The following is a 21,861-nucleotide window of genomic DNA, read 5'->3' as shown; positions in this document are numbered from 1 at the left end:
AAATGATTTTTTGGCAAGCAGGAAGTTACCCTGGGATCACCAGATACTCTTGCCATCGCCGGGTAGGCCCAGGTCAGGCCACAGGCGGTCGATTTTATCGATGACATCCTGATCCATCTGAATTTTGGTGCCCCATTCCCGTTTGGTTTCCGGCGGCCATTTATTGGTGGCGTCCAGGCCAATCTTGGACCCCAGCCCGCTTTCGGGGGATGCGAAATCCAGATAGTCGATGGGCGTGTTTTCAATCATGGTGATATCCCGCGCCGGATCCATGCGGGTCGACATGGCCCACATCACATCCTTCCAGTCGCGCGCATTGATATCATCATCCACCACGATCAGCCATTTCGTGTACATGAATTGGCGCAGATAGGACCACGCGCCCAGCATCACCCGCTTGGCATGGCCGGGATAGGCCTTTTTCATGGAAATCACCGCGATGCGATAGGAACATCCCTCCGGCGGCAGCCAGAAGTCTACTATTTCCGGGAACTGCTGTTGCAGCAGTGGGATGAAGACCTCGTTCAACGCCTCGCCCAGAATAGACGGCTCGTCTGGCGGGCGACTGGTGAAGGTCGACAGATAGATCGGCTTTTTACGCATGGTGATGGCCGATACCCGAAAGACCGGGAAGGGCTCGACCGAATTATAATAGCCCGTGTGATCGCCATAGGGACCTTCATCGCCATACTCGTCCAGCATGACATGGCCTTCCAGAACGATTTCCGCCTCTGCCGGAACCTTCAGCGGGATCGTTTTACAGTCGACAAGTTCGACCTTCTTGCCCCGCAACAGCCCGGCGAACTGATATTCCGACAATGTGTCTGGTACCGGCGTTACGGCGGCCAGAATGGTGCCCGGATCAGCCCCAATCACAGCAGCGGCGGGCAGGGGCTCCGGGCGGTCCTTTTTCCAGCGCGCGTAATGCTGGGCCCCGCCGCGATGTTTCAGCCAGCGCATCAGGGTCGTATCCTTGCCGGTCACCTGCAGCCGATAGATGCCCAGATTGAACGCGTCACTTTTATCACCCTTTGGGTTGGGCCCCTGTGTGACAATCAACGGCCAGGTGATCAGTGGGGCGGGCTCGCCGGGCCAGCAGGTCTGGATTGGCAGGCGCGACAGGTCGATATCATCCCCGGTCAGAACGACTTCCTGTACCGGCGCGGTCTTTACCGTCTTGGGCTTCATGGAAAGGACCTGTTTGACCAGGGGCAACAGGCCAAGGGCTTCCTTGAATCCACCGGGAGGTTCCGGCTGGCGCAGGAAGGCCAGGGTTTCGCCGACTTCGCGCAATTGGCTCGGTTCCCGGTCCATGCCCCAGGCGACACGCTCCACCGACCCGAACAGATTGACCAGGACCGGCATCTCACAAGGCTTGCCATCCACCCCAACCGGATTTTCAAACAACACAGCCGGTCCGCGATCCTTAAGCAGGCGCGTTTGAATCTCCGTCATTTCCAGAACGGTAGACACAGGCTCTTTCACCCGAACCAGGCGGCCTTCCTGTTCCAGGCGGTCCATAAAATCACGCAATGACGAATAGGGCATAAAGTGGAGGTCCTGAAAATTGGTGCAAAGCTTGGCGGGACGGTGCTAACGGGTTAGATAGAGCGCTAATCACGGTCTGTCGAGAGTTGGAGACACTATCATGTCCGCACGCTATTGGGTTGTTGGCGGTATCTACACCGATACCAGCTTTACGAAAGTGGCCGATGGGGTCAAGGAAACCCGGTTGGGGCCCTTTGACGACTATGATCAGGCAAAGGCTGTCTGGCGCGCCAAGGCGATGGAAACCGTCGATGATGCCCATGCCCGGTTTTCCATCGAAAAGGAAAGCCATGACGAATTCTGGGTCATCGGCGGCGTCTACACCGACACCAATTTCCATAAACTGGCTAATGGCGGCGAGGAAATCCGCACCGGGCCGTTCAAGAGTTATGAAGCGGCACAGAATGAGTGGAAATCCCGCTCCATGGCCGCCATCGACGATGCCTATGCCCGCTTTCGGATTGAAAAGCTTTGAGCGATCTGTATGAACAGCAGGCGGATATCCTGCATCGCGCGCGCAATTATCCCTATACCGCCCCGACTGACAGCTATACCTGGGAAAACGGGGCGGAGCGTCCGTTCAAGCCGGAGGACCGCGTTGGTCGGGTGCCGGTTCTGGCCGTTGGGTCCAACCGCGCGCCAGAGCGTCTGGCCCAGAAATTCGGGCATCTGGGGGATCACATCATCCCGGTGGAGCGCGCGCATCTGACTGATTTTGATGTCGTCTATGCAGCGCATATCACCGCCTATGGTGCTGTGCCGGCGATGCTGCAATTCTCACCCGGTGTTACGGTCGAACTGGCGGTGACCTGGTTGGATCAGGCGCAGCTTCCCATTATGCACGCCACAGAGATTGGCGCAGCAAATTATGATTTTCGCCTGTTGGATGGCATTGAATTGCGGCTGAATGGCAAGGAACGGTTGGACCATGCCTTTCTGTATGTCAGCACGCGCGGGCATCTGCGCGGCGATGATGGGCAGGCGATTCCTTTACTGGCCCTGCGTGCGAAAGGCCGGTCAGGCTCAGGTCGCGCCACTGGGGAGGTTCTGGAAACCGTGCGACAACGCTTCGCCCAGAAGCTGGAATCCGATGCATTTGTCTTCAAACTAGTCGAAGATAAGACCTATCGCGAAGACATCACGGCCCGGATGTCCAAGGACGCGGTGCCTTTCAACTATGAAACCGGATTGCCACCCCTGTAGCCGACCTGCGCGGGAATGACGGGTTTTGGGGGCTCAAATCTTTAAGTGCCCTCACCCTGAGGAGCGGAGCGTCTCGAAGGGTGAACTCGCTGGAAGCACGCAATGTGCAGCCCCTCCTTCGAGACGGCGCTGGCGCGCCTCCTCAGGATGAGAATTGTGCGGTTTGAAAGATCTCATTCCTTCGAAAGCGGGTATGACAGGGTTTGGGGTCTCAAACCTTTACGCACCCTCACCCTGAGGAGCGGAGCGTCTCGAAGGGTGAACTCGCTGGAAGCACGGAATGTGCAGCCCTCCTTCGAGACGGCGCTGGCGCGCCTCCTCAGGATGAGAATTGTGTGTTTTTTATCGTCACCCCGGACGTGATCCGGGGTCTAGGGCGGCGGGCATCGTTGGTGCTGGATGCTCGCCTGCCCCGGATCGGATAAGGCTAAACACTACAATATCAACGCAGTGTGGCTCTATGCCATCGCAATCGCCCGGTTCATTGCACAGGTGACAGCCTTCAGAGAGGCGGTGACGATGTTGGGGTGCGACCCAACACCGTATATGCGCTTTCCGGTTCCGGTGCGGGCCTCGACATAGGCAATCGCCTTGGCATTGGCACCCTGACCCATGGCATGTTCGGAATAATCCATGACAGAGATTTCCACCCCGGAATCCGCCGTCAGCGCATTCACATAGGCGTCAATCGGGCCGTTGCCGCGCCCTTTTAGGGATATGTCCTTGCCGTTCTTTTTCACCTTGGCGGTGATTGAGCGAATTTCGGAAGCATGGGTTTCCGCCTTGGTCGTATGGTCCACAAAGGCATAGGGGCTCTGGTTATCCAGATAGGTCTGGCAGAAGCTTTCCCAGATCATCTTTGGTGCCAGTTCTTTGCCGCTTTCATCCGCAATCTTTTGGATCACGGTGGAAAATTCGATCTGCAGATTGCGCGGCATGCGCACCCCGAAATCGCTTTCCAGGATATAGGCGACACCACCCTTGCCCGATTGTGAATTCACCCGGATCACGGCCTCATAGGAAGCGCCAACATCGGCCGGGTCAATGGGCAGATAGGGGACGTCCCAGATGCCGGTATTGGAATTTTCCATTGCCGACAGGCCCTTTTTGATCGCGTCCTGATGGCTGCCGGAAAAGGCGGTGAAGACCAGATCGCCGCCATAGGGGTGGCGCGGATGGACGGGCAACTGGTTGCAATATTCAACAATTTTGCGCATTTCCGGGATGTTGCTGAAATCCAGCATCGGATCGACACCGCTGGCGACCATGTTCACGCCCAGGGTTACGATATCGACATTGCCGGTCCGCTCCCCATTGCCAAACAGGGTGCCTTCGACGCGGTCAGCACCTGCCATTTGGGCAAATTCCGCTGCGACCACGCCCGATCCCCGGTCATTATGGGGATGAACCGACAGGATCAAACTGTCCCGCCGGGTGAAATGGCGATGCATCCATTCAATGGAATCCGCATAGACATTGGGCGGGGCAACTTCCACCGTCGCGGGCAGGTTCAGGATACAGGGCTTCTGGGGCGTTGGTTCCCAGACATCCATCACGGATTCGCAAACTTCCAGCGCGTAATCCAGTTCCGTCTGGGTATAGCTTTCCGGGGAATATTCGAACCGCCAGTCGGTGCCTGGATTTTTCTCTGCATGTTCACGCACCATTTTGGCGCCATCCAGCGCGATCTGTTTCACCCCGGCGCGGTCCTGTTGGAAAACGACGCGACGCTGAATGGTGGAGGTTGAATTATACACATGCACGATGGCTCGGTGGACGCCCTTCAATGATTCAAAGGTCCGTTCAATCAGTTGCGGGCGGGCCTGGGTTAAGACCTGAACGGTCACATCTTCCGGGATCATATCCTGTTCGATCAATTCCCGGGTGAAATCGAAATCTGTTTGAGAGGCGGAGGGAAACCCGATCTCGATCTCTTTGAATCCCATTTCGACCAGCAGTTTGAACATGCGGCGCTTGCGGTCCGGGCCCATTGGCTCGATCAAGGCCTGATTGCCGTCGCGCAGGTCAACCGAACACCAGATCGGGGCCTTGTCGACGACCTTGCTTGGCCATTGTCGGTCGGGCAGGTCGATGCGTTCAAACATGCGATATTTTTCAATGGGCATGTGTTTCATGGTCTGGAACTCCTTATCTTCGTCTATTCGATGCGCGCGACCTCTATTGGGTGGCGCGCCGGGGGCTGAATGAGTTTGCGGCAGGGGTTACGATCGCCGGTGCGCCGCAGGGCAAACCGGGACCGCCGATAAGGCGCTCTAGCAGCAGGCCGTTATGACTTACAGACAGGGTGTTAATCCCGGATTGAGCCGGAATGGAATTTTGTTTCTGGAGATACTTTGAGGTGTTGGAAATCATCACGATGGTCTTCCGGAAAGGGTCAATCAGGCTGTCGGAATTGGGTCAATACAAACCCGTACCCGCGCTCAAATAAGGGCGAGGCCTAGTAGTAGCTCCGGAAGGAGCGAAAGGGTGGTCCGTTTCGTCATCGTGCTGGCACGCTATAGCCGGTTTCGGCGAGGGTCAAGCCTCTTGGTGAAAGGTATTTTAGGTACCATCGCCCCCGTCGTCGCCTTGCTTGGGTTTAGGTTGTCTCTTGCGATCGCTTCCACCATCAAGGCTGGACTCCGTAGACAGATCTTCCTCCCGCGAGGCAGATTCCGCTTCGGATGAGGAGCCCCCTTGATCATCTGCATCCGTCGATGACTGATTGGCTTTGCCAGGCGGCGAGAACAATTCTGGCATAGAGCCAGGAATAGTTTCCAGATACAGGGAACGACTGGGGAAGGCAAAGCCGGTTTCAGCATCCTCAACAATCGCTTTGACGGCATAGGCCAAGTCTTCTTTGACCTTCAAATATTCGCCCCAAACTGTTGTCTTGGTGAAACAATACACCATGAAATCGATGGAACTGTCGTTGAACTTGTCCAGGCGCACAAACAGGGTCGCCTGGTCTGCGGGCACGAAATCAGGACTTTTGACGATGTAATCCTCAATCGCATCGCGAATTTCGCGCAACTGGTCGGTGGTCGTGCGGTATTCAACGCCAATGACCCAATAAATCCGGCGGTGCGTCATGCGGGAGAAATTGGTGACCGCAACGTCTGACAATTGTGCATTCGGAACAAAGACGGGCGCCTTGTCGAACCGCCGTATGAAGGTGGAACGAAAGCCAATTGACTCGACTGTTCCCTCCACAACGCCGTCAACTTGAATCCATTCCCCAATAGAAAATCGCTTTTCAACCAGAATCAAAATTCCGGCGATCAGGTTTTTGAACAGATCCTGTGCGCCCAGCGCAACGGCGACCCCAAACAGTCCCAGACCGGCAATGATAGGGCCGACCTGAATGCCCCAAATTTCCAGCACGGTTGCGGCACCGATTAAGGCGACCAGAACCTTGATCGCCTTGATCAACCATTCGACCATCGCGGATGTGAAGACACGCTCGACCTTTCCCAGGACAAAGGACAACGGGTCAACCATCCTGAACAGGGTCCAGAAAATTATGAAGACAATCAGGGACCGGTTCAGCGATGTCGCCAGTGCTTCTGGTGTGCCGCTGAGGTTAAGATACTCGGTTGCGAAAAACACACCGATGACGGCGGGGACAAAGCGAACCGGTTCGCTGAGCGCCGTTGCTAAGGAATCATCCAGTTTGTTGTCGCTTCGCTGTGCGATTTTTTCGACACGGCGCAAGATAAAGCGGCTGAAGAACTGCCGAAAAATCAGGAATATGATCAATATCCCAAGCGCGATCAGGATATCGCCCAGACTGGTTCCCCCGATCCCATAATTCCATACGTCCTTCACCATGTCCCAATATGCGACCAGTGTTTCTTTGTTCAGGCTATCGATGTTGTCGGATACAACTTCCAGCGCCGAGGTGACCGGATCGCTTTGGGCCAGGATTATGGTGTCTTGAGGTGATGCTGGGGGTGTCACAAGCGGGTCCTCTCAGGGGTGGGGCGGCTATGTGGCGTTTATGGGGCAACCATCAGGGCAGCTTTCGCAACCTTCCGCATTACGGTCGGCAAGGCTACCTGGTCCAAGCGATCAGGCAGGCACCATATACAGTTTTCCGGCACATTGTCATCATTCGCCCAATCTTCTGTTGCTTGGCAGGCATAAACATTCAGTTCCAGATGAAAATGGGTAAAGGTGTGGCGGATTTCACCCACTTTCTGAAAGTTAAATGGTTCCTCTGGCAGGCCGGTCTGGGCAAAATCCGTACTTTCCTGTTCTTTCCAATCTGTGGAAGGGATTTCCATCATCCCCCCCAGCAGACCTGTCTCTGCCCGGCGGCGCAACAGTATGGACCCATCCGGTCGGGTGATCCAAAAGGCGGTTCCGCGGCGCGTAGGCTTTGCTTTCTTAGGCAGTTTCCTTGGCAAGGTGGCAGCACGATCCTTGCCACTGCAGGCGGTAATCAGGGGACATAAGACGCATTTTGGATTGCCCGGCACACAGATGGTTGCACCCAGATCCATCATCGCCTGGGCAAAATCCCCGGGTCGATGGGTCGGCGTCATATCCGATACATGCCGATACAGGATCGGCTTTGACTCGGGCAGGGGTGTGTCAATGTCAAACAGGCGGGTCGTCACCCGCTCAATATTCCCATCCATCACGGATGCTGGTTGATTGAAGGCGATGGCGGCAATGGCGGCTGCTGTGTAGCGACCGATGCCTGGCAGTTCCAGCAGGGCTTCTTCTGTTTGAGGAAACCGGCCATTGAATTGTGTTGCGACCTGTTTGGCACATTTGTGCAGGTTGCGTGCCCGGGCGTAATAGCCAAGACCCGCCCAGGCGGTCAGCACGTCGTCCAGATCCGCCGCTGCCAGATCGCCCACAGTTGGCCACAGCTTTAGAAACTTGCGAAAATAATCCGCCACCGTTGCAACAGTGGTTTGTTGCAGCATGACTTCTGACAGCCAGACATGATACGGGTCCGCCAAATCACCCGGCAGTGACCGCCAGGGCAGGCGGCGCGCATGTCTATCATACCAAGGTAACAGCAGCGGGGCGATATCGGTTTCAGAAAGGTGGCTCATGGCGTTACAGTGTAGTGAGCGCGCGCGGCAAATCCAGCCCCAGACGACAAGATTATACATTTCGGAAAGATCCACATGTCTGACGACGAAACACCAGCCAGACCATCCAATAGCTGGGCCGCTAAGAAGAAGGATGATAGGCGCTATGGCGGCACACGGTCTTTGGCTTCTCTGGTGCCGGGTCTGACGAAGAAGGCTGTGGGTAAGCGGGGCTTCACGGATGCGCGGATTTTAAATGAATGGGATCAGATCGTCGGGGTCGATCTGGCGCGCCATGCGCATCCGGACCGCCTGACTTTTCCCAGGGGACGCCGGGATGCAGGCACGCTGCATATTCGTGCGCTGGGGCCCATGGCGACAGAATTGCAGCATCTGGAGCCGGTGCTGGTATCGCGTATCAATATGCATTTCGGCTATAAGGCGATTTCCGGAATCAAACTGATGCAGGTGCCGCCCACGCGTCTGGCGAACCGCAAGGCCGGGCCCGGCCGGTTAGGGGCCGCGCCCAAACCACCCCAAACGCCGGCTGATCCGGAACGTCTGGCGCAGATGAAACTGGACCTGCAACGGGTTGAGGATCCAGAGCTACGGGCGGTTTTGTTGCGCATCGGGGAGTCGGTGCTGCGCCGGGATGCTGCGAAAAAGACGCAGGAATAATTCACCAAGCCTTGCCATAAGGGTCTTAAATTCATACCTAAGACACATCACTGTCGGACGATTGTTAAAGGGGTTGTCATTCATGAGCATTCTTCAGCATAAAGCCACTGTTCCGGCGATCATTGTCGCCTTGACGGTTATTGTGGGTGGGGTCGCGTTCTTCCGCAGTGGAACAGAGATATCTAGCCTGCCCAATGCCAGCACTGTACAACCCAATGCGCCGCTGATTTCCGAGGCACAAGCTGCTGAATCCCCCTCTGCGCAGAATCAGGCGCTGATTACGCCCCGTATTTTGGGCAATCCCGACGCCCCGGTGACCATTATTGAATATGCGTCCCTGACATGCCCGCATTGTGCGGCCTTTCATCAGGAGACCCTGCCGGAATTGAAGAAAACCTATATCGATACCGGTAAGGTTAAGCTGGAATTTCGTGATTATCCGTTGAATGAAGGGGCGGCGCTTGGTTCTTTGTTGGCCCGCTGTGCCCCTGAAGATCGCTATTTCCCGCTGGTCAACCTGCTGTTCGCACAACAGCCGGCCTGGGGCGGGTCCCAGAACATGCTGGCGGATCTGGCAAAGCTGGGCAGCTTTGCGGGTATGTCGTCCGATAGTATTGAAGCGTGTTTTAACAATCAGGACCTCTATGCGGCGATTGTGAAGCAGCGCAGCTATTGGTCCGAACTGGATGATATCGGCTCAACCCCGACATTCATCATTGATGGAACCAAGATCGTTGGGTCTCAACCGTTCGAAAAGTTTCAAGAAGTGATTGAAGCGGCGCTGAACTGATACCGAATCACGGCGTGATTCCAAGCCCCTTCGGGAACGACTCGACTCTTCCGTCAGAATCCGTATTGCCTAGTACGTTAGGGATGGCATCTCATCCTGATATACTTGCGTGTTTTGGCCAGAACGGACCAGTCTAAGTGCATTTCAAGAAGCTGCGTGTGCACGGTTTCAAGTCTTTCGTTGACCCGGTCGAACTGATGATCGAACCGGGTATAACGGGAGTCGTGGGTCCCAATGGCTGCGGCAAATCCAATGTCATCGAATCGCTGCGCTGGGTGATGGGGGAAGCATCGGCCAAAAGGATGCGCGGTGGCGAGATGGACGACGTCATCTTTGCGGGGTCCTCTACGCGACCACAGCGCAATAATGCTGAAGTCACCGTTTTCATGGACAATGCAGATCGCATTGCGCCTGCAGCCTTCAATGATTCTGATGAAATCGAAATCACCCGACGAATCGACCGAGGGCAGGGATCGACCTATCGCATCAATGGCAAGGAAGTCCGCGCCCGCGACGTGCAATTGCTGTTTGCGGATCTGGCAACGGGCGCGAATTCCACGGCCATTGTCAGTCAGGGTCGCGTTGGCGCACTGATCGGCGCGAAACCGACCGATCGCCGCACCCTGCTGGAAGAAGCCGCAGGCATTCGGGGGCTGCATTCCAGGCGGCATGAGGCGGAATTACGTCTGAAAGCCGCCGAATCGAATTTGGAGCGTCTGGAAGATGTGATCGGGGCATTGGAAACGCAGTTTGGCGGATTGCAGCGCCAGGCCCGCCAGGCCAATCGCTATCGCAAGATTGCCGAACAATTGCGCGCCCAGGAAGCGATTCTATTGCATATCCGCTGGTTGGAGGCAGATCAGACCCTGACCGATGCTCGCGCTGCCCTGGCGGAGGCTGAATCGGTCGTGGCAGAGCGGACACAGGCCGCCGCTCAGGGAGCGTCTTTGCAGACCCATGCCCATGAGGTGATCCCAAAACTGAGAGAAGCCGAGGCGGAAGCTGCCGCACGCCTGCAGGCGCAGGTGATTGCGGAGCGACAGTTGCAGTCTGAGGCCGAACGGGTGGGGGAGCAGATTACGGAACTGCGCGCCCGGTTGGATCAGATCGCGACCGATGCCAGCCGGGAAGAGACCTTGGCCTCTGACGCGGTAGAGGCATTGGCTCGGCTGAAAGAGGAAAAGGAAACGCTGGAGGCCCAGCAGGCAGGCGAGAAGGTAACCACGGACCGATTGCGTCAGGAGCGGGATGAAGCAGATGCAGCCGTTACCGAAAAAGAGCAGGCGCTGGATGAGTTAAACGAGCATGTCGCCGCCGTAGAAGCACAGCGGGCGTCCCTGATCAGACAGGTGGAAGAAGCGACCCGTCGTCTTGCGGCGTTGGATGCGCGCGCTGGTGCGATCTCTCAAGAAACAGAAGAGTTGAACCAGAAGATTGCGCAGGCCGGTGATGTTGAAGCCGCCCGCGCGGCGGTGACACAAGCAGATGCTGCCCTGTCACAGGCGCGCAACGATGCTGAAACCGCCGAAAGCCAGCGCGACGAAGCGGAACAAGCCGCCAAAACTGCACGCGGGGCGTTGGATCAGGCGGACGCTGCGATGCGCGCGGAACTGGATGCCGCCCGCAATGCAGCACGCGACGCCCTTAGTACCGCAGAGCGCACCGCCCGTGACAGTATCAGTCAGGCGGATCGCGCCGGACGCGATGCCGTATCGGCGGCGGAACGCACTGGACGGGAACAGGTGGAGGCCGCGCGCAGTAAGCGGTCCAGCCTGGCGGCAGAAGCCAATGCCTTGCGGGACCTGTTGACTCAGGATGATGACGGGGCCGAGCCGGTTCTGGAACAATTGGATGTAGCCAGCGGCTATGAAACCGCTTTGGGGGCGGCCTTTGGCGATGACCTGGATGCCGCCCTGGATGAGGCCGCTTCGCGCCATTGGATTGATTTGGGTGCCTTGCCAAATGGCGGTCCAGACTTACCCGGTGGCGTGGTGCCACTGTCCAGGCATGTGCGGGCACCAGAGTCTCTGGGGCGGCGGTTAAGCCAGGTTGGCGTTGCCGAAGATGCAGCCATCGCAACCCGTCTGCAGGCGGATTTGGCAGTTGGTCAGCGCCTTGTGACGCAAGACGGCGGGCTATGGCGTTGGGATGGATTGCGCATTCGCCCGGGCACCGCGACGGCGGCGGCAAAGCGTTTGGAATATCGAAACCGTCTGGCGGTCGTCGAAGACGCATTGCAGGCCGCAGAGAAGACCTTGGCTGGTGCGACCGAAGCCGCTGAGCAAGCCCTTTTAGCTACCCGCGCGCAGGCAGAGGCGGATCAGGCCAAGGCGCATGAAGCCGCCGACGCACTGATTGCAGAAGCCCGCAGCGCCAATGAGGCGGCCCTGTCGGATGCAGAAGCGAAAGCGCATGGACGCCTGGACGATTTACGCAAAGCCTCTGAGGTTGCGGCTGATGCCCTCTCGCAGGCCTCAATGCGCGCGACACAGGCCCGTCAGGATCAGCAGGCCGCCTATGATCAGGTCGGTCAGGCCCGCGCCACCCTGACCCGGTTGGAACAGCAGGTTTCAGACAGCCGCAACCGTCTGTCTGCACTGGTTGAAGAATCCGCCCGGTTGGAGGCGGATAAAGTCGAGGCTCAGGATCGTTTGGCGTCTTCGCAACAGGCACAGAAAGTGCTGGAGGATGCAGGCGCCCTTCGAGAGCGCCTCAGCCGTCTGCGCACTACGGTTGCCGAGTTGCGCGCCCGTCAGGTTGAAAAACGCTCTGCCTTTGATCAGTTAGAGCGCGATGCCAGGGCGCGGGGGGATCGCCTTGCTGCCATCTCTGCGGAAATGCAGTCCTGGACCAGCCGGTCCGAAGGGGCGACCCGACGCATGGCCGATTTGGAACAGCGTCGACTGGCAGCCGGGCGCGATTTGACTGCTATGGAGGCCCGACCGGCAGAGATTGAGGAGAAGCTTGGTTTCCTGCGCGACACGATTGCAAAATGTGAAGCAGAGCGTCAGGCCGCGGCGGATAAATTGGCCGAAGCAGAGAATGCCCAACGCGATATGGATTTTGCCCTGCGACAGGCAGAAACAGCCCTGGCTGCCGCCCGCGAGGCCCGTGTCCGGCGTGAAGCGGCAGTGGAGCAGGCGATGCAGACCGTTGCCAGCCTGACCGAACGGGTGCGCGAGAAACTGGACTGCACCCCGGAAGAGGCCCTGACACAATCCGGCCTGGAATCGGATGCGACCCTGCCGCCCCAGGATGATGTGGAACGCCGAATAGAGCGCCTGGCGCGAGAGCGCGACGCCATCGGCCCGGTCAATCTGCGCGCAGAGCAGGAAGCGGCAGAACTGGAAGAACAGATCGCCTCCATGCAGGCGGAACGCGATGACCTGATCGCCGCCATCGCCCGTCTGCGCCAGGGCATCAATGCTTTAAACCGCGAGGGCCGGGAGCGTCTGTTAAAGGCCTTCGATGAAGTGAATACACATTTCCGGGACCTGTTCGTAACCCTGTTTGGGGGCGGTGAGGCGCATCTGAAGCTAACCGAATCCGATGATCCGCTTGAGGCAGGTCTGGAAATCATGGCCAGCCCGCCGGGTAAGAAAATGCAAATCCTGTCGCTGCTGTCAGGGGGGGAGCAGGCACTGACCGCACTCGCCCTGTTGTTTGGGGTGTTCCTAACCAACCCCGCCCCGATCTGTGTGCTGGACGAGGTGGATGCACCGCTGGATGACAGCAATGTGGATCGCTTTTGTAAGATGCTGGATCAGATCACAAGCGCAGGTTCCACACGCTTTCTGGTCGTCACCCATCACCGTATGACCATGGCTCGTATGGACCGCCTGTTTGGTGTGACCATGGCAGAGCGGGGCGTATCACAATTGGTGTCCGTCGATCTGCGTCAGGCAGAGCGCATGAAAGAGGCTGGTTAATCCCATCATGGTCAACTTTGATCTGGTCCTTCGAAACGGCACCTGCGCCACCGCCAGTGACACTTTTCAGGCAGATATTGGGATTCAGGACGGGCGGATTGCGGCAATTGGCGAAAGCCTGTCCGATGGGGCGCGAGAGATCGATGCAACGGGCAGATTGATCCTGCCCGGCGGGGTCGACAGCCATTGTCATCTGGCCCAGGAAACTGTGGATGGCGTCGAATGCGCTGATGATTTTGAAAGTGGCACGCGGTCGGCAGCCTTTGGCGGCACCACGACCGTGATGCCCTTCGCCATGCAGCAGCCCGGCAAGACCCTGGGCGAAACCGTTGCCGCCTATCACGCATTGGCTGGCCCCAAGGCGATCATCGACTATGGCTTTCACCTGATCCTGCGCGATCCCAATCCACAGGTTCTTGGTCAGGAATTACCGGCGATGATCGAACAGGGGATTACGTCCTTCAAGGTCTATATGACCTATGACACGTTCAAGCTGGATGATTATGAATTATTGACTGTGTTATCGGCCGCGCGCACCCTTGGCGCCATGATGATGGTACATGCGGAAAACGATGACATCATCCGCTGGCTCAGCGAGAAACTGACGACAGGCGGACATCGCGCCCCGAAATATCACGCCATCGCCCATGCTCGCATCGCAGAGAGCGAGGCGACCCGGCGGGCCATCGACCTGGCGTCCCTGACCGATACGCCCATGTTGATTGTCCATGTTTCGGACGAGGCCGCGACCAGCGCGATCCGGTCGGCTCAAACCGCAGGGTTGAAGATCTTTGGGGAAACCTGCCCGCAATATCTGTTCCTGACCGCGGCTGATCTGGACCGCGACGGATTGGAGGGGGCGAAATACTGCTGCAGCCCGCCGCCGAGGGATTCTGCCGGGCAGGAGGCAATCTGGCGCGGGTTGAAGAATGGCACGTTTCAGGTTTTCTCGTCTGATCATGCACCCTATCGCTTCGACCAGACGGGCAAGCTGCGTTATGGCATGGATGCCAGCTTCACCCAGCTTGCCAATGGCGTGCCGGGCCTGGAATTGCGCCTGCCGCTGCTCTTCTCTGAAGGGGTGGGCAAGGGTCGGCTTAGCCTTAACGAATTCGTCGCCCTGACCGCCACCAATGCGGCAAAGCTCTATGGCTTGCATCCGCGAAAGGGCACAATCGCGGTCGGGGCTGATGCGGATCTGGCGATCTGGGACCCCAATAAAAAAGTCACCGTCCAGTATGAGACGATGATCCACGATGATGTCGGATTTACGCCCTATGAGGGACGGCACCTGACCGGCTGGCCAGAGACGGTGTTGAGCCGGGGGCGGGTGGTCATTGAAAATGCGACTCTGTGCGCCCAGCCGGGGTCGGGCCTGTTTCTGGACTGTGCCAAACCGGATTCGGCCATCCCTACAGGGCGCCTGCATCCCGAAGCCAATCCCGCAGAAAATGGCGGTGCCCGGCTTATATGACAAAGTGATTGCAGATCACAGCCCATATCGCATTGACAAGCCCCCCTCCAACCCGCTATCTCCCGCTGCGCTGATCGATCCAGTCGATCCCAAATGCGGAGGGATGGCAGAGCGGTAATGCAGCGGATTGCTAATCCGTCAACCTGATAAGGGTTGCGGGGGTTCGAGTCCCCCTCCCTCCGCCAGCTTCCCATTTTATTTCAATGCAGTACGAGTATCATGGAGACGGTGGCCGAATTTCAGCGTCTTTTCAAACCCTTGTGTCAGTGGAGCGTGTCGACACGAGTCTCAAGAGACGTTTTGCTCGCTAGATTTGACATGAATTACTGAAACCGTCTCTGCGGCCCTAAGGGTCAGTGCGTCTTTACGGTTTTGTGATGCAGAGATGATGCAGGGAAGTTGCTGGCTCAAGCAAAGCCGAGAACTTGGCGCTGCTCGACCCAGTCGAGCGGCAGGTCGGTCATGGCGATTAGCCTGCTCGTCGATAGGTCTTCCGGCTGCCGCCCTTCGAAGATTGCCAGGCTCGCCATAGGTGCCGGTCCTTTCCACCGTCAGTTTATCCGCCATGATGACTAAGAAATTTCAATCTTCCCAGCTTTCGCCATCGCGTTGCTTATAAGGTTTTTCACCTATGCCATCGACTGGTTTCTCCATAAGGCGAGTGGCCTGAAGGACGTGAGTGCCCCTGCGTATCAGGTCACAACATCAATTGAAGCGCCTTAATTGAAGCGCCTTGCGAAGGCCACACCATTTATGTATACACGCCAGAATAAGCGGGGAGTATCCTGACAAAATTCCAGGATTTGCTGCGATTGAGTTATTGGATTGTGGGGCAGAATGTACGCGCAATGTTTTAACACATGATTTTCTCCAGCTATCCCTTTCTTCTGATTTTTTTGCCGGTTTTATTGGTGGTTTTGGCTGCCCTTCAAAGGGCAGGTTCACTTTCCAGATGCTATGTTCTCGTGATCGCATCTCTTGGATTCTACGCCTGGTACGATTGGCGATATCTGGCGCTGATCCTGATCTCGGCGATTGTTAACTTCCATATTGCCAGAGCCCTTGAACATCGCGCCATCCGAAAAGATCCAGGTCAGAAGTCATTATTGGTTGGTGGCATTGTTTTCAATTTAGGTCTGCTTGGTTACTTTAAATATGTGGATTTCTTGCTCGCCAGTGTGAACTCCCTTCTGGCGACGGAATTTCCGCTGCTTAATGTGCTGTTGCCTATCGGCATATCCTTTTTCACTTTTCAGCAAATCGCATATTTGATTGATGTGCATGACGGGACCGAGGCAGAGTCATCCTTCCCCATGTATTTGCTGTTTATCAGCTTCTTTCCTCAGCTGATCGCGGGCCCCATCGTCCACCATCGTGGTTTCATGCAGCAGGTGCGACACGGCCTTGCAGGTTTATACAAGGCGCCCTTGGTTGCGGCGGGCGTTACGATCTTCACCTTAGGTCTTGCGAAGAAAGTTTTGTTTGCAGACCAGATCGCCAAGTGGTCTACGCCAGTCTTTGATGCCGCATCACAGGGGATTGATCTGCCTTTGCTTGAGAGTTGGACGGGGGCAATCTCTTACACGTTCCAGATCTATTTCGATTTTTCGGGATATTCTGACATGGCCATCGGCTTGGGACTGATTTTTGGTTTAAGATTGCCGATCAATTTTTTGTCACCCTATAAAGCTGTCAGCATCACTGATTTTTGGCGTCGCTGGCATATCACGCTTTCTTCTTTTCTTCGGGACTATCTGTACATCCCCCTTGGTGGCAATAAGAAGGGTCGGCCAAGACAATATGTGAATCTAATGATTGTGATGCTCCTGGGCGGCCTATGGCACGGGGCTGGGTGGAGCTTCGTTGTTTGGGGGGGACTTCATGGTGTCGCACTTATGCTCAATCGCGCCTGGACTCGCTTGACGCGGTTCAGGCTTCCCGCCCAATTTAGCATTTTATTGACTTTTGTGTTCGTGATCTTTGCCTGGGTGCCATTCCGCGCCGGAAACATGGAATCTGCAGTGGAGATTTGGCGTGGCATGGTTGGTCTGAACGGCATCGCCTTACCAGAGAATTACGCCGACAGGTTCGGGGCATTGTTGCCTCTTGTCGCGGGGCTGGACATACAATTTGTCGATACGCACCTGTTCCATGGCGTAAACCAGCTCATGGTTTTCGCTGGTTTACTGGCTGTTGTATGGTTGTTGCCCAACAGCGTAAAATTCATCGGATACACGTTCGAAGGCGGACCGTGCACTGACAGGCCGACACTGCCGGGGTGGCGTCCTTTGCCGCTCTGGGCATTGGGAATCAGTGCCACCTTTATCCTGGCACTTTACTATATGAACAGTGCAGGAGAGTTTTTGTATTATGCATTCTGACCTTTTGCCAAACAGTGCTGCAAAGCGCTATTTGATGTTCTGGGCTCTGCCTTTGGTCCTGCTTTTCTTCGCGGTACTGGTCAGTGCCCTGTTTCTGTGGCGCTCGGGAGAGTTGCGGTCCCTTGAAAGTATTGTCGGGATACAGGAAGAACAAAATGCCCTGTATGGCACCGCCATTTACAGTGATGATCACCCCTATAAGCAGGTGCTTTTGTTGAACCGTCCTGCTGAATTAGTCATGCTTGGCTCGTCGCGTGCACTGCCTGCCGTGCAGCAAATGTTTCGTGTCCCCTTCACCAATTTGGGACGCATGGCCAATTCGACCCGTCATTTAGAGATTGCCGTTGACGACATTCTGGCTTCAGGCGCGCCGAAAATTGTCGTCATGATGTTGGATTTCTGGTGGCTCAATGCAGAGACATACGAAGCTGTCTCTCCGACCGATATCGCCCCGCCGCAACGCTTAAGTCCAGAAGCGTTACTGGCACCATTGAAATGGTTGGTAGAAGGCAAGTTAACCCTGACTGAGGTCGTGAGGACATTGGTGGCCGATGATCCTCCCCTTTACGGAAATGTTCCTGTGCTTGGGATCCGCGGCCTCACCCGAGGGACCGGATTTGCGCCAGACGGCTCTCGCAGTGATCAAGAAACGGTCTATGGCAGGTCTCCCGCCCGGGATGTGGGTTTCGCCATCAGTCTTTCAGAAGCATTTGAGGATTGGGATGGAGAGCAGGTTGATCTGGAGCGCCTTAAGCGCATATACGAGTCCATCCGGCGGTTAGAGGAGGCCGGGACCACCGTCATAACCGTGATGCCGCCTGTCGCGCCAACAGTCTATAAGGCGATGCGCGACGCGCCTGAACGGTTTGCTACTGTGTGGGCCTTCCAGGAGTTTATGACAAAGCTCAACCAGCATCACTTTGATTTTCTGAACCCTGCGCTGCTTGATGCAGAAGATTGTGAATTTCTGGATGGATATCACGGCGGTCAGCTAGTCTTCGCGCGGATGCTGCTGGCAATTGCACGGGCAGAGTCTTCAATGTCCAGCGCCTTGGATCTTGATCTGCTCCACGCAATGATTGATTGCTGTTCGGGGCGGGCTATGGCTTTGGATATCTATCGCCGCCCGACAGAGCGGGAAGTGGATTTTTTGGGGTTGGGTTGCCCGAAAACCGGTGTCATGAAAAGTGGATAACAGTTTGACCAAACATCTTTGTACGATATGTGCCCGGGGCGGCTCTAAAGGAGTGCCCAACAAAAACCTTCGGCCCCTGAATGGCATATCCTTGATTGAGCGCACTGTCCGGCAAGCGCGTGCCAGCGGCTTGTTCACCGGCATTGCCGTCAGCAGTGACTCCCAAGGGATATTGCAGGCGGCGATGGATGCCGGGGCGGATTTGGCGGTTGACCGTCCAGCAGAGCTGGCCACGGATCAGGCTGATAAGAGCCCGGCGATCGTCCATTGCGCGCGTCAGGCAGAGGAACAGATGGGCATACGCTTTGACACCTTCACGGACCTGGATGTCACGGCTCCGTTCAGGACCAGCGACGATATCGCGGGGGCCATCGCGCTTTTGAACAGGACCGGTGCAAAAAATGTATTCTCTGTCACCCCGTCTCGCCGGTCGCCTTATTTCAATATGGTTGAAACGATCGGTGACGGTCCAGCCCACTTGATCAAGCCCTTGAAAGAGGCGGTGTTGAGGCGGCAGGATGCGCCGAAAACATATGATATGAACGCGTCTATCTATGTATGGAGGCGGGATGTATTTTTTCCAGATGCACCGGTTTTCACAGACGATACCCGGGTGTTTGTGATGCCTGAGGAGCGTTCTCTGGATATTGATTCAGAGCTGGATTGGATGATTGCAACTTTTCTGGCGACGCGATTGGAGACGGACAAATGAGTAATGAGCCAAGCTGGTCAGAATTTGAGAGCGCACGTCTGTTTGATCTTACCGACCGCGTCGCGATCATTACAGGCGGCGCTGGTGCGCTTGGGGAAGGTTTCGCGCATGGTCTTGTTTCGAATGGCGCGCGTGTTGTAATCGCGGATATCGACGTTGCACGGGGCGAGGAGCTGATTGCGGCCCTTGACCAGCGCCGCAAAGGCCAGGCTGTGTTCCAGCGTGCTGATGTAGCTGTTGAGAAGGATGCACGGGCTGTGGTGGAGAAGGCTGTTTCTCACTTTGGCAAGGTGGATATTCTGATTAATAATGCGGCAGCTCCCGTCGCCGATCCGGCAGAGTTCTTTGCGCCTTTTGAGTCATTCAGTCTTGAGGAATGGCGGCGGCAAATGGGCGTAACCCTGGATGGCATGTTCCTGATGGCGCGAGAGACTGTGCGCCAGATGATTGCACAAGGAAGCGGCGGTTCCATCATACAGATTTCGTCGATTTATGGCCTGCTTTCTTCGGATGAACGTATTTATGAAGGCGCTATGTATCGCGGCAATAATATCAATAATCCCGTTAGTTACTCGGCTGCAAAGGCTGGGGTGATTGGTATGACACGCTGGATGGCCGCCAATCTTAGTAAGCACAATATCCGGGTAAACAGCATTGCCCCCGGCGGCGTGTTCACCGGCGAGAATGACATTTTTGCCCAACGCTATGGCGCTCGTGTGCCTATGGGTCGAATGGCGAATCGTCATGAAATCGTGGGCGGCGTGCTCTATCTCGCCTCTGATGCGGCCAGTTATGTCACGGGCCAATGTCTTGCCATCGACGGGGGATTAAGCGCGTGGTAGCTGGCTTGGCCAAGTCAGGGGTAATTCTGGTTTCTGCCCGTGATCCAAGTGCTGCTCTCGCCCTGGTGCCCGTCGTCAGGCACTTGGCTGGATTGTCGACTGTTACCGTACATGTTGTTGCGCAAAACCCGGCCTATGAGATTTTTCAAAAAGAGTCGTTGAATGTCGTGCAGGTACAATCTGCTCCCCTCAATCACAGGGATGATGGGGGGGCTGCCGAATTGCTGGCAGAGGCGCGAGAGATTCTGGATAAGGTGCAGCCGGATGTGTTGCTGGCAGGCCTATCCTCGCCAGGTATTGGAATAGACGAGGCGCTGTTGGCGCATGCCGGTGATATTCCAAGCTACAGCATTCAGGATCCGCCAGGCTATATTGTTCCCGGATTCGATAGTCGCGCGCGCACGCAATTCGTCGCCGGCATTGATTTCCTGGAAAGTGAAGAGACGGCACGCTGCATAGATATTGGGCCGCCCCAGGTTGAGCGGTATCGCGCCCTTCACCCTGAACAGCTGGCGCAACAATGGCGTCAGGCCATGGGCTGTCACGGCACGACCGCAGTGCTGTTTGGTCAACCCCTTAATCAGGAACCGGGGTATCGCAACAGTTTGTGTGCTGCAGTATCTGCGCTTCGCGATCTTGCGGACCCTGTAATCGATCATGTTGTCTATCGTGCGCACCCGAAAGAGAACAAGGTGGACCGGGCAAACACCCTTGCGGCCCTGAATGACGCTGCAGGGACCATCGTGCACGAAGATCCGTTGGCGCTGGCGGTTGAAGGCCCATTATGTGGATGTGATTTGGTAATCAGTTGCTATTCCACCATCAGCACGGATTTGATTTATCTAAATCGTGTCGCAAAGGATCCGCTGGGCGGAGCGGTGCATCTGTTGTTTGAGGCTGATATGGTGCGCCTCTGTGCTGTTGGCGGTTTAACAAAAGGGCCCTGGAGCGTACAACATGGCTTTGGGCAAGGGGTGTATGAGGTCTCTCAATTATCTGTCGCTTTGCAGACAGCGGCATCCTTAACGGAACGCCGGATGTGCTGGGAAAGGGCGCGTGCTTTGACGGTTCCTGATCGCGATCCGTCCAGTGTTGTCGTGGAAACGATACTGTCCGACCTGTCACAGGGTTATGCCCAATGACCGACACATTTGACGTATCCCGGATCACCCTTGGGGCTGTTCAATTGGGGTTGCCCTATGGTGCGGTTCCAACGTCACCAATGCCCAATGAGGTGGAAACCCAAGACCTGCTTTCGGCTGCATGGGAAGCGGGCATCAACGCGGTGGATACGGCCCGTACTTACGGACTTTCAGAAGAGCGTATCGGCCGTTGGCTGGGCAAAACGACTCTTCCGCTGGCCATCGCGACCAAGTTTCCAGAGCTTCCTGCGGATGCGGTTTCCGGGGCACAGGCGCTGCGGCAATACTATGCTGAGAGTCAGGCTGCATTGGGCGGGGCCCCGTTCCGATATTACCTTGCCCATCATGCACCCGATATTATGAGACCGGAAATACAAGATACGCTGCGCGCCCTGCAATCTGCAGGACAAATTGATTGTTTCGGCGCATCTGTCTATACACTATCAGAAGCAGAAGATGCTTTGTCCGTACCAGATTTAGGGGCGTTGCAAATACCGATAAGCCTTGCAGACCAACGGTTTGTTGACGCCGGTATCATTGCCGCCGCGGCTGCTCAGGGCGTCGTGGTTTTTGCACGCAGTGTGTTCCTGCAAGGCGTCTTGCTCAGAGAACCGGCAGCTTTGCCAGCATTGTTTGAGCCTGCTTTGCCGTGCTTGAGCAAATTTGGTCAGTGTTGTGCTGATCTGGGCATATCAAAATTGTCTGCCGCACTGTTTGCTGTGGATACAGTACCGGGTATTGCATCGATGGTTATTGGTGTTAATCGCCCAAGTCAGTTGGAAGAAATTAAGACGGCGTTTCTCGCGGCACATGAAATGGACAAGACCGCGATTGAAACCCTAAGAGAAACAATGACCACCTTTCCGGCAGATCTTCGGGACCCGCGGGATTGGTGATGCCAGAGAGAGTTCCAGAACGC

At 56.2% G+C, this 21,861-nt stretch carries 17 protein-coding genes and 1 tRNA gene; 13 read left to right on the top strand and 5 right to left on the bottom strand.

What is annotated here, in order from left to right:
- Window positions 1-36: 36 nt before the first annotated feature.
- Complete coding sequence (locus ACOSDR_RS09835; protein WP_420722775.1) at window positions 37-1,548, bottom strand: UbiD family decarboxylase; 1,512 nt, start codon at window positions 1,546-1,548, stop codon at window positions 37-39.
- 100 nt (window positions 1,549-1,648) lie between these two features.
- Here ACOSDR_RS09835 and ACOSDR_RS09830 point away from each other — a divergent pair, with 100 nt between their 5' ends.
- Window positions 1,649-2,023, top strand: coding sequence for a DUF4170 domain-containing protein (locus tag ACOSDR_RS09830; RefSeq protein ID WP_420722776.1), 375 nt, complete (start codon window positions 1,649-1,651; stop codon window positions 2,021-2,023).
- Window positions 2,020-2,751, top strand: a complete 732-nt coding sequence (locus ACOSDR_RS09825) for a hypothetical protein (RefSeq protein ID WP_420722777.1) — start codon at window positions 2,020-2,022, stop codon at window positions 2,749-2,751. Before ACOSDR_RS09830 ends, ACOSDR_RS09825 begins: the two co-directional genes overlap by 4 nt.
- A gap of 458 nt (window positions 2,752-3,209) precedes the next feature.
- On the opposite strand, the gene leuA is transcribed toward ACOSDR_RS09825, so the two are convergent.
- The 3 genes from leuA to mutY all read right to left on the bottom strand — a co-directional run bounded on the left by leuA (window position 3,210) and on the right by mutY (window position 7,820).
- Window positions 3,210-4,886: a 2-isopropylmalate synthase gene (gene leuA, locus ACOSDR_RS09820; protein WP_420722778.1), complete on the bottom strand. Its 1,677-nt coding sequence runs from the start codon at window positions 4,884-4,886 to the stop codon at window positions 3,210-3,212.
- Between the two features lie 427 nt (window positions 4,887-5,313).
- Complete coding sequence (locus ACOSDR_RS09815; protein ID WP_420722779.1) at window positions 5,314-6,711, bottom strand: mechanosensitive ion channel family protein; 1,398 nt, start codon at window positions 6,709-6,711, stop codon at window positions 5,314-5,316.
- A 38-nt stretch (window positions 6,712-6,749) separates the two neighbouring features.
- On the bottom strand, window positions 6,750-7,820 hold the full coding sequence (mutY, locus tag ACOSDR_RS09810) for an A/G-specific adenine glycosylase (protein ID WP_420722781.1): 1,071 nt from the start codon (window positions 7,818-7,820) through the stop codon (window positions 6,750-6,752).
- Between the two features lie 75 nt (window positions 7,821-7,895).
- Between mutY and ACOSDR_RS09805 the strand changes: the two genes are divergently transcribed.
- From ACOSDR_RS09805 to ACOSDR_RS09785, 5 genes are all read left to right on the top strand, one after another.
- Window positions 7,896-8,477: a DUF721 domain-containing protein gene (locus ACOSDR_RS09805; protein ID WP_420722783.1), complete on the top strand. Its 582-nt coding sequence runs from the start codon at window positions 7,896-7,898 to the stop codon at window positions 8,475-8,477.
- Between the two features lie 82 nt (window positions 8,478-8,559).
- On the top strand, window positions 8,560-9,267 hold the full coding sequence (locus tag ACOSDR_RS09800) for a DsbA family protein (RefSeq protein WP_420722784.1): 708 nt from the start codon (window positions 8,560-8,562) through the stop codon (window positions 9,265-9,267).
- 137 nt (window positions 9,268-9,404) lie between these two features.
- Complete coding sequence (locus ACOSDR_RS09795; protein WP_420731111.1) at window positions 9,405-13,196, top strand: AAA family ATPase; 3,792 nt, start codon at window positions 9,405-9,407, stop codon at window positions 13,194-13,196.
- A 7-nt stretch (window positions 13,197-13,203) separates the two neighbouring features.
- Window positions 13,204-14,670: a dihydropyrimidinase gene (gene hydA / locus ACOSDR_RS09790; protein ID WP_420722786.1), complete on the top strand. Its 1,467-nt coding sequence runs from the start codon at window positions 13,204-13,206 to the stop codon at window positions 14,668-14,670.
- A gap of 97 nt (window positions 14,671-14,767) precedes the next feature.
- A tRNA-Ser gene (locus ACOSDR_RS09785) sits at window positions 14,768-14,855 on the top strand.
- Window positions 14,856-15,077: 222 nt separating this feature from the next.
- On the opposite strand, the gene ACOSDR_RS09780 is transcribed toward ACOSDR_RS09785, so the two are convergent.
- Window positions 15,078-15,200, bottom strand: a complete 123-nt coding sequence (locus ACOSDR_RS09780) for a hypothetical protein (RefSeq protein ID WP_420731109.1) — start codon at window positions 15,198-15,200, stop codon at window positions 15,078-15,080.
- 330 nt (window positions 15,201-15,530) lie between these two features.
- Here ACOSDR_RS09780 and ACOSDR_RS09775 point away from each other — a divergent pair, with 330 nt between their 5' ends.
- Genes ACOSDR_RS09775 through ACOSDR_RS09750 form a run of 6 tightly spaced genes read left to right on the top strand, consistent with a single transcriptional unit; the run spans window position 15,531 to window position 21,838 of the window.
- On the top strand, window positions 15,531-17,051 hold the full coding sequence (locus ACOSDR_RS09775; protein ID WP_420731108.1) for an MBOAT family O-acyltransferase: 1,521 nt from the start codon (window positions 15,531-15,533) through the stop codon (window positions 17,049-17,051).
- Window positions 17,041-18,246, top strand: a complete 1,206-nt coding sequence (locus ACOSDR_RS09770; RefSeq protein ID WP_420722803.1) for a hypothetical protein — start codon at window positions 17,041-17,043, stop codon at window positions 18,244-18,246. Before ACOSDR_RS09775 ends, ACOSDR_RS09770 begins: the two co-directional genes overlap by 11 nt.
- A 4-nt stretch (window positions 18,247-18,250) precedes the next feature.
- Window positions 18,251-18,958, top strand: a complete 708-nt coding sequence (locus tag ACOSDR_RS09765; RefSeq protein ID WP_420722804.1) for a cytidylyltransferase domain-containing protein — start codon at window positions 18,251-18,253, stop codon at window positions 18,956-18,958.
- Entirely contained in the window at window positions 18,955-19,800 is an 846-nt protein-coding gene (locus tag ACOSDR_RS09760) for an SDR family oxidoreductase (protein ID WP_420731107.1), read from the top strand. Before ACOSDR_RS09765 ends, ACOSDR_RS09760 begins: the two co-directional genes overlap by 4 nt.
- The gene (locus ACOSDR_RS09755; RefSeq protein ID WP_420731106.1) at window positions 19,794-20,942 is read left to right on the top strand and encodes a hypothetical protein; all 1,149 of its coding nucleotides are present in this window, start codon (window positions 19,794-19,796) and stop codon (window positions 20,940-20,942) included. Before ACOSDR_RS09760 ends, ACOSDR_RS09755 begins: the two co-directional genes overlap by 7 nt.
- Window positions 20,939-21,838 (top strand): aldo/keto reductase, encoded by a 900-nt coding sequence (locus ACOSDR_RS09750; RefSeq protein ID WP_420722807.1) that lies wholly within the window; start codon window positions 20,939-20,941, stop codon window positions 21,836-21,838. Before ACOSDR_RS09755 ends, ACOSDR_RS09750 begins: the two co-directional genes overlap by 4 nt.
- The last annotated feature ends 23 nt before the right edge of the window (window positions 21,839-21,861 follow it).

Origin of the sequence: Hwanghaeella sp. 1Z406 (assembly GCF_048892425.1) — a bacterium.
Taxonomy (GTDB): Bacteria; Pseudomonadota; Alphaproteobacteria; order UBA8366; family Aestuariispiraceae; genus Pacificispira.
Note: the sequence above shows the minus strand (reverse complement) of the source record. Positions and strands in the feature narration are given on the sequence as shown.

Coding starts and splice junctions, on each gene's coding strand:
- ACOSDR_RS09800 (WP_420722784.1), top strand. CDS start 8,560: ATGAGCATTCTTCAGCATAAAGCCACTGTTCCGGCGATCATTGTCGCC.
- ACOSDR_RS09835 (WP_420722775.1), bottom strand. CDS start 1,548: ATGCCCTATTCGTCATTGCGTGATTTTATGGACCGCCTGGAACAGGAA.
- leuA (WP_420722778.1), bottom strand. CDS start 4,886: ATGAAACACATGCCCATTGAAAAATATCGCATGTTTGAACGCATCGAC.
- ACOSDR_RS09775 (WP_420731108.1), top strand. CDS start 15,531: ATGATTTTCTCCAGCTATCCCTTTCTTCTGATTTTTTTGCCGGTTTTA.
- ACOSDR_RS09770 (WP_420722803.1), top strand. CDS start 17,041: ATGCATTCTGACCTTTTGCCAAACAGTGCTGCAAAGCGCTATTTGATG.
- ACOSDR_RS09780 (WP_420731109.1), bottom strand. CDS start 15,200: ATGGCGAGCCTGGCAATCTTCGAAGGGCGGCAGCCGGAAGACCTATCG.
- ACOSDR_RS09760 (WP_420731107.1), top strand. CDS start 18,955: ATGAGTAATGAGCCAAGCTGGTCAGAATTTGAGAGCGCACGTCTGTTT.
- ACOSDR_RS09805 (WP_420722783.1), top strand. CDS start 7,896: ATGTCTGACGACGAAACACCAGCCAGACCATCCAATAGCTGGGCCGCT.
- ACOSDR_RS09750 (WP_420722807.1), top strand. CDS start 20,939: ATGACCGACACATTTGACGTATCCCGGATCACCCTTGGGGCTGTTCAA.
- ACOSDR_RS09830 (WP_420722776.1), top strand. CDS start 1,649: ATGTCCGCACGCTATTGGGTTGTTGGCGGTATCTACACCGATACCAGC.
- hydA (WP_420722786.1), top strand. CDS start 13,204: ATGGTCAACTTTGATCTGGTCCTTCGAAACGGCACCTGCGCCACCGCC.
- mutY (WP_420722781.1), bottom strand. CDS start 7,820: ATGAGCCACCTTTCTGAAACCGATATCGCCCCGCTGCTGTTACCTTGG.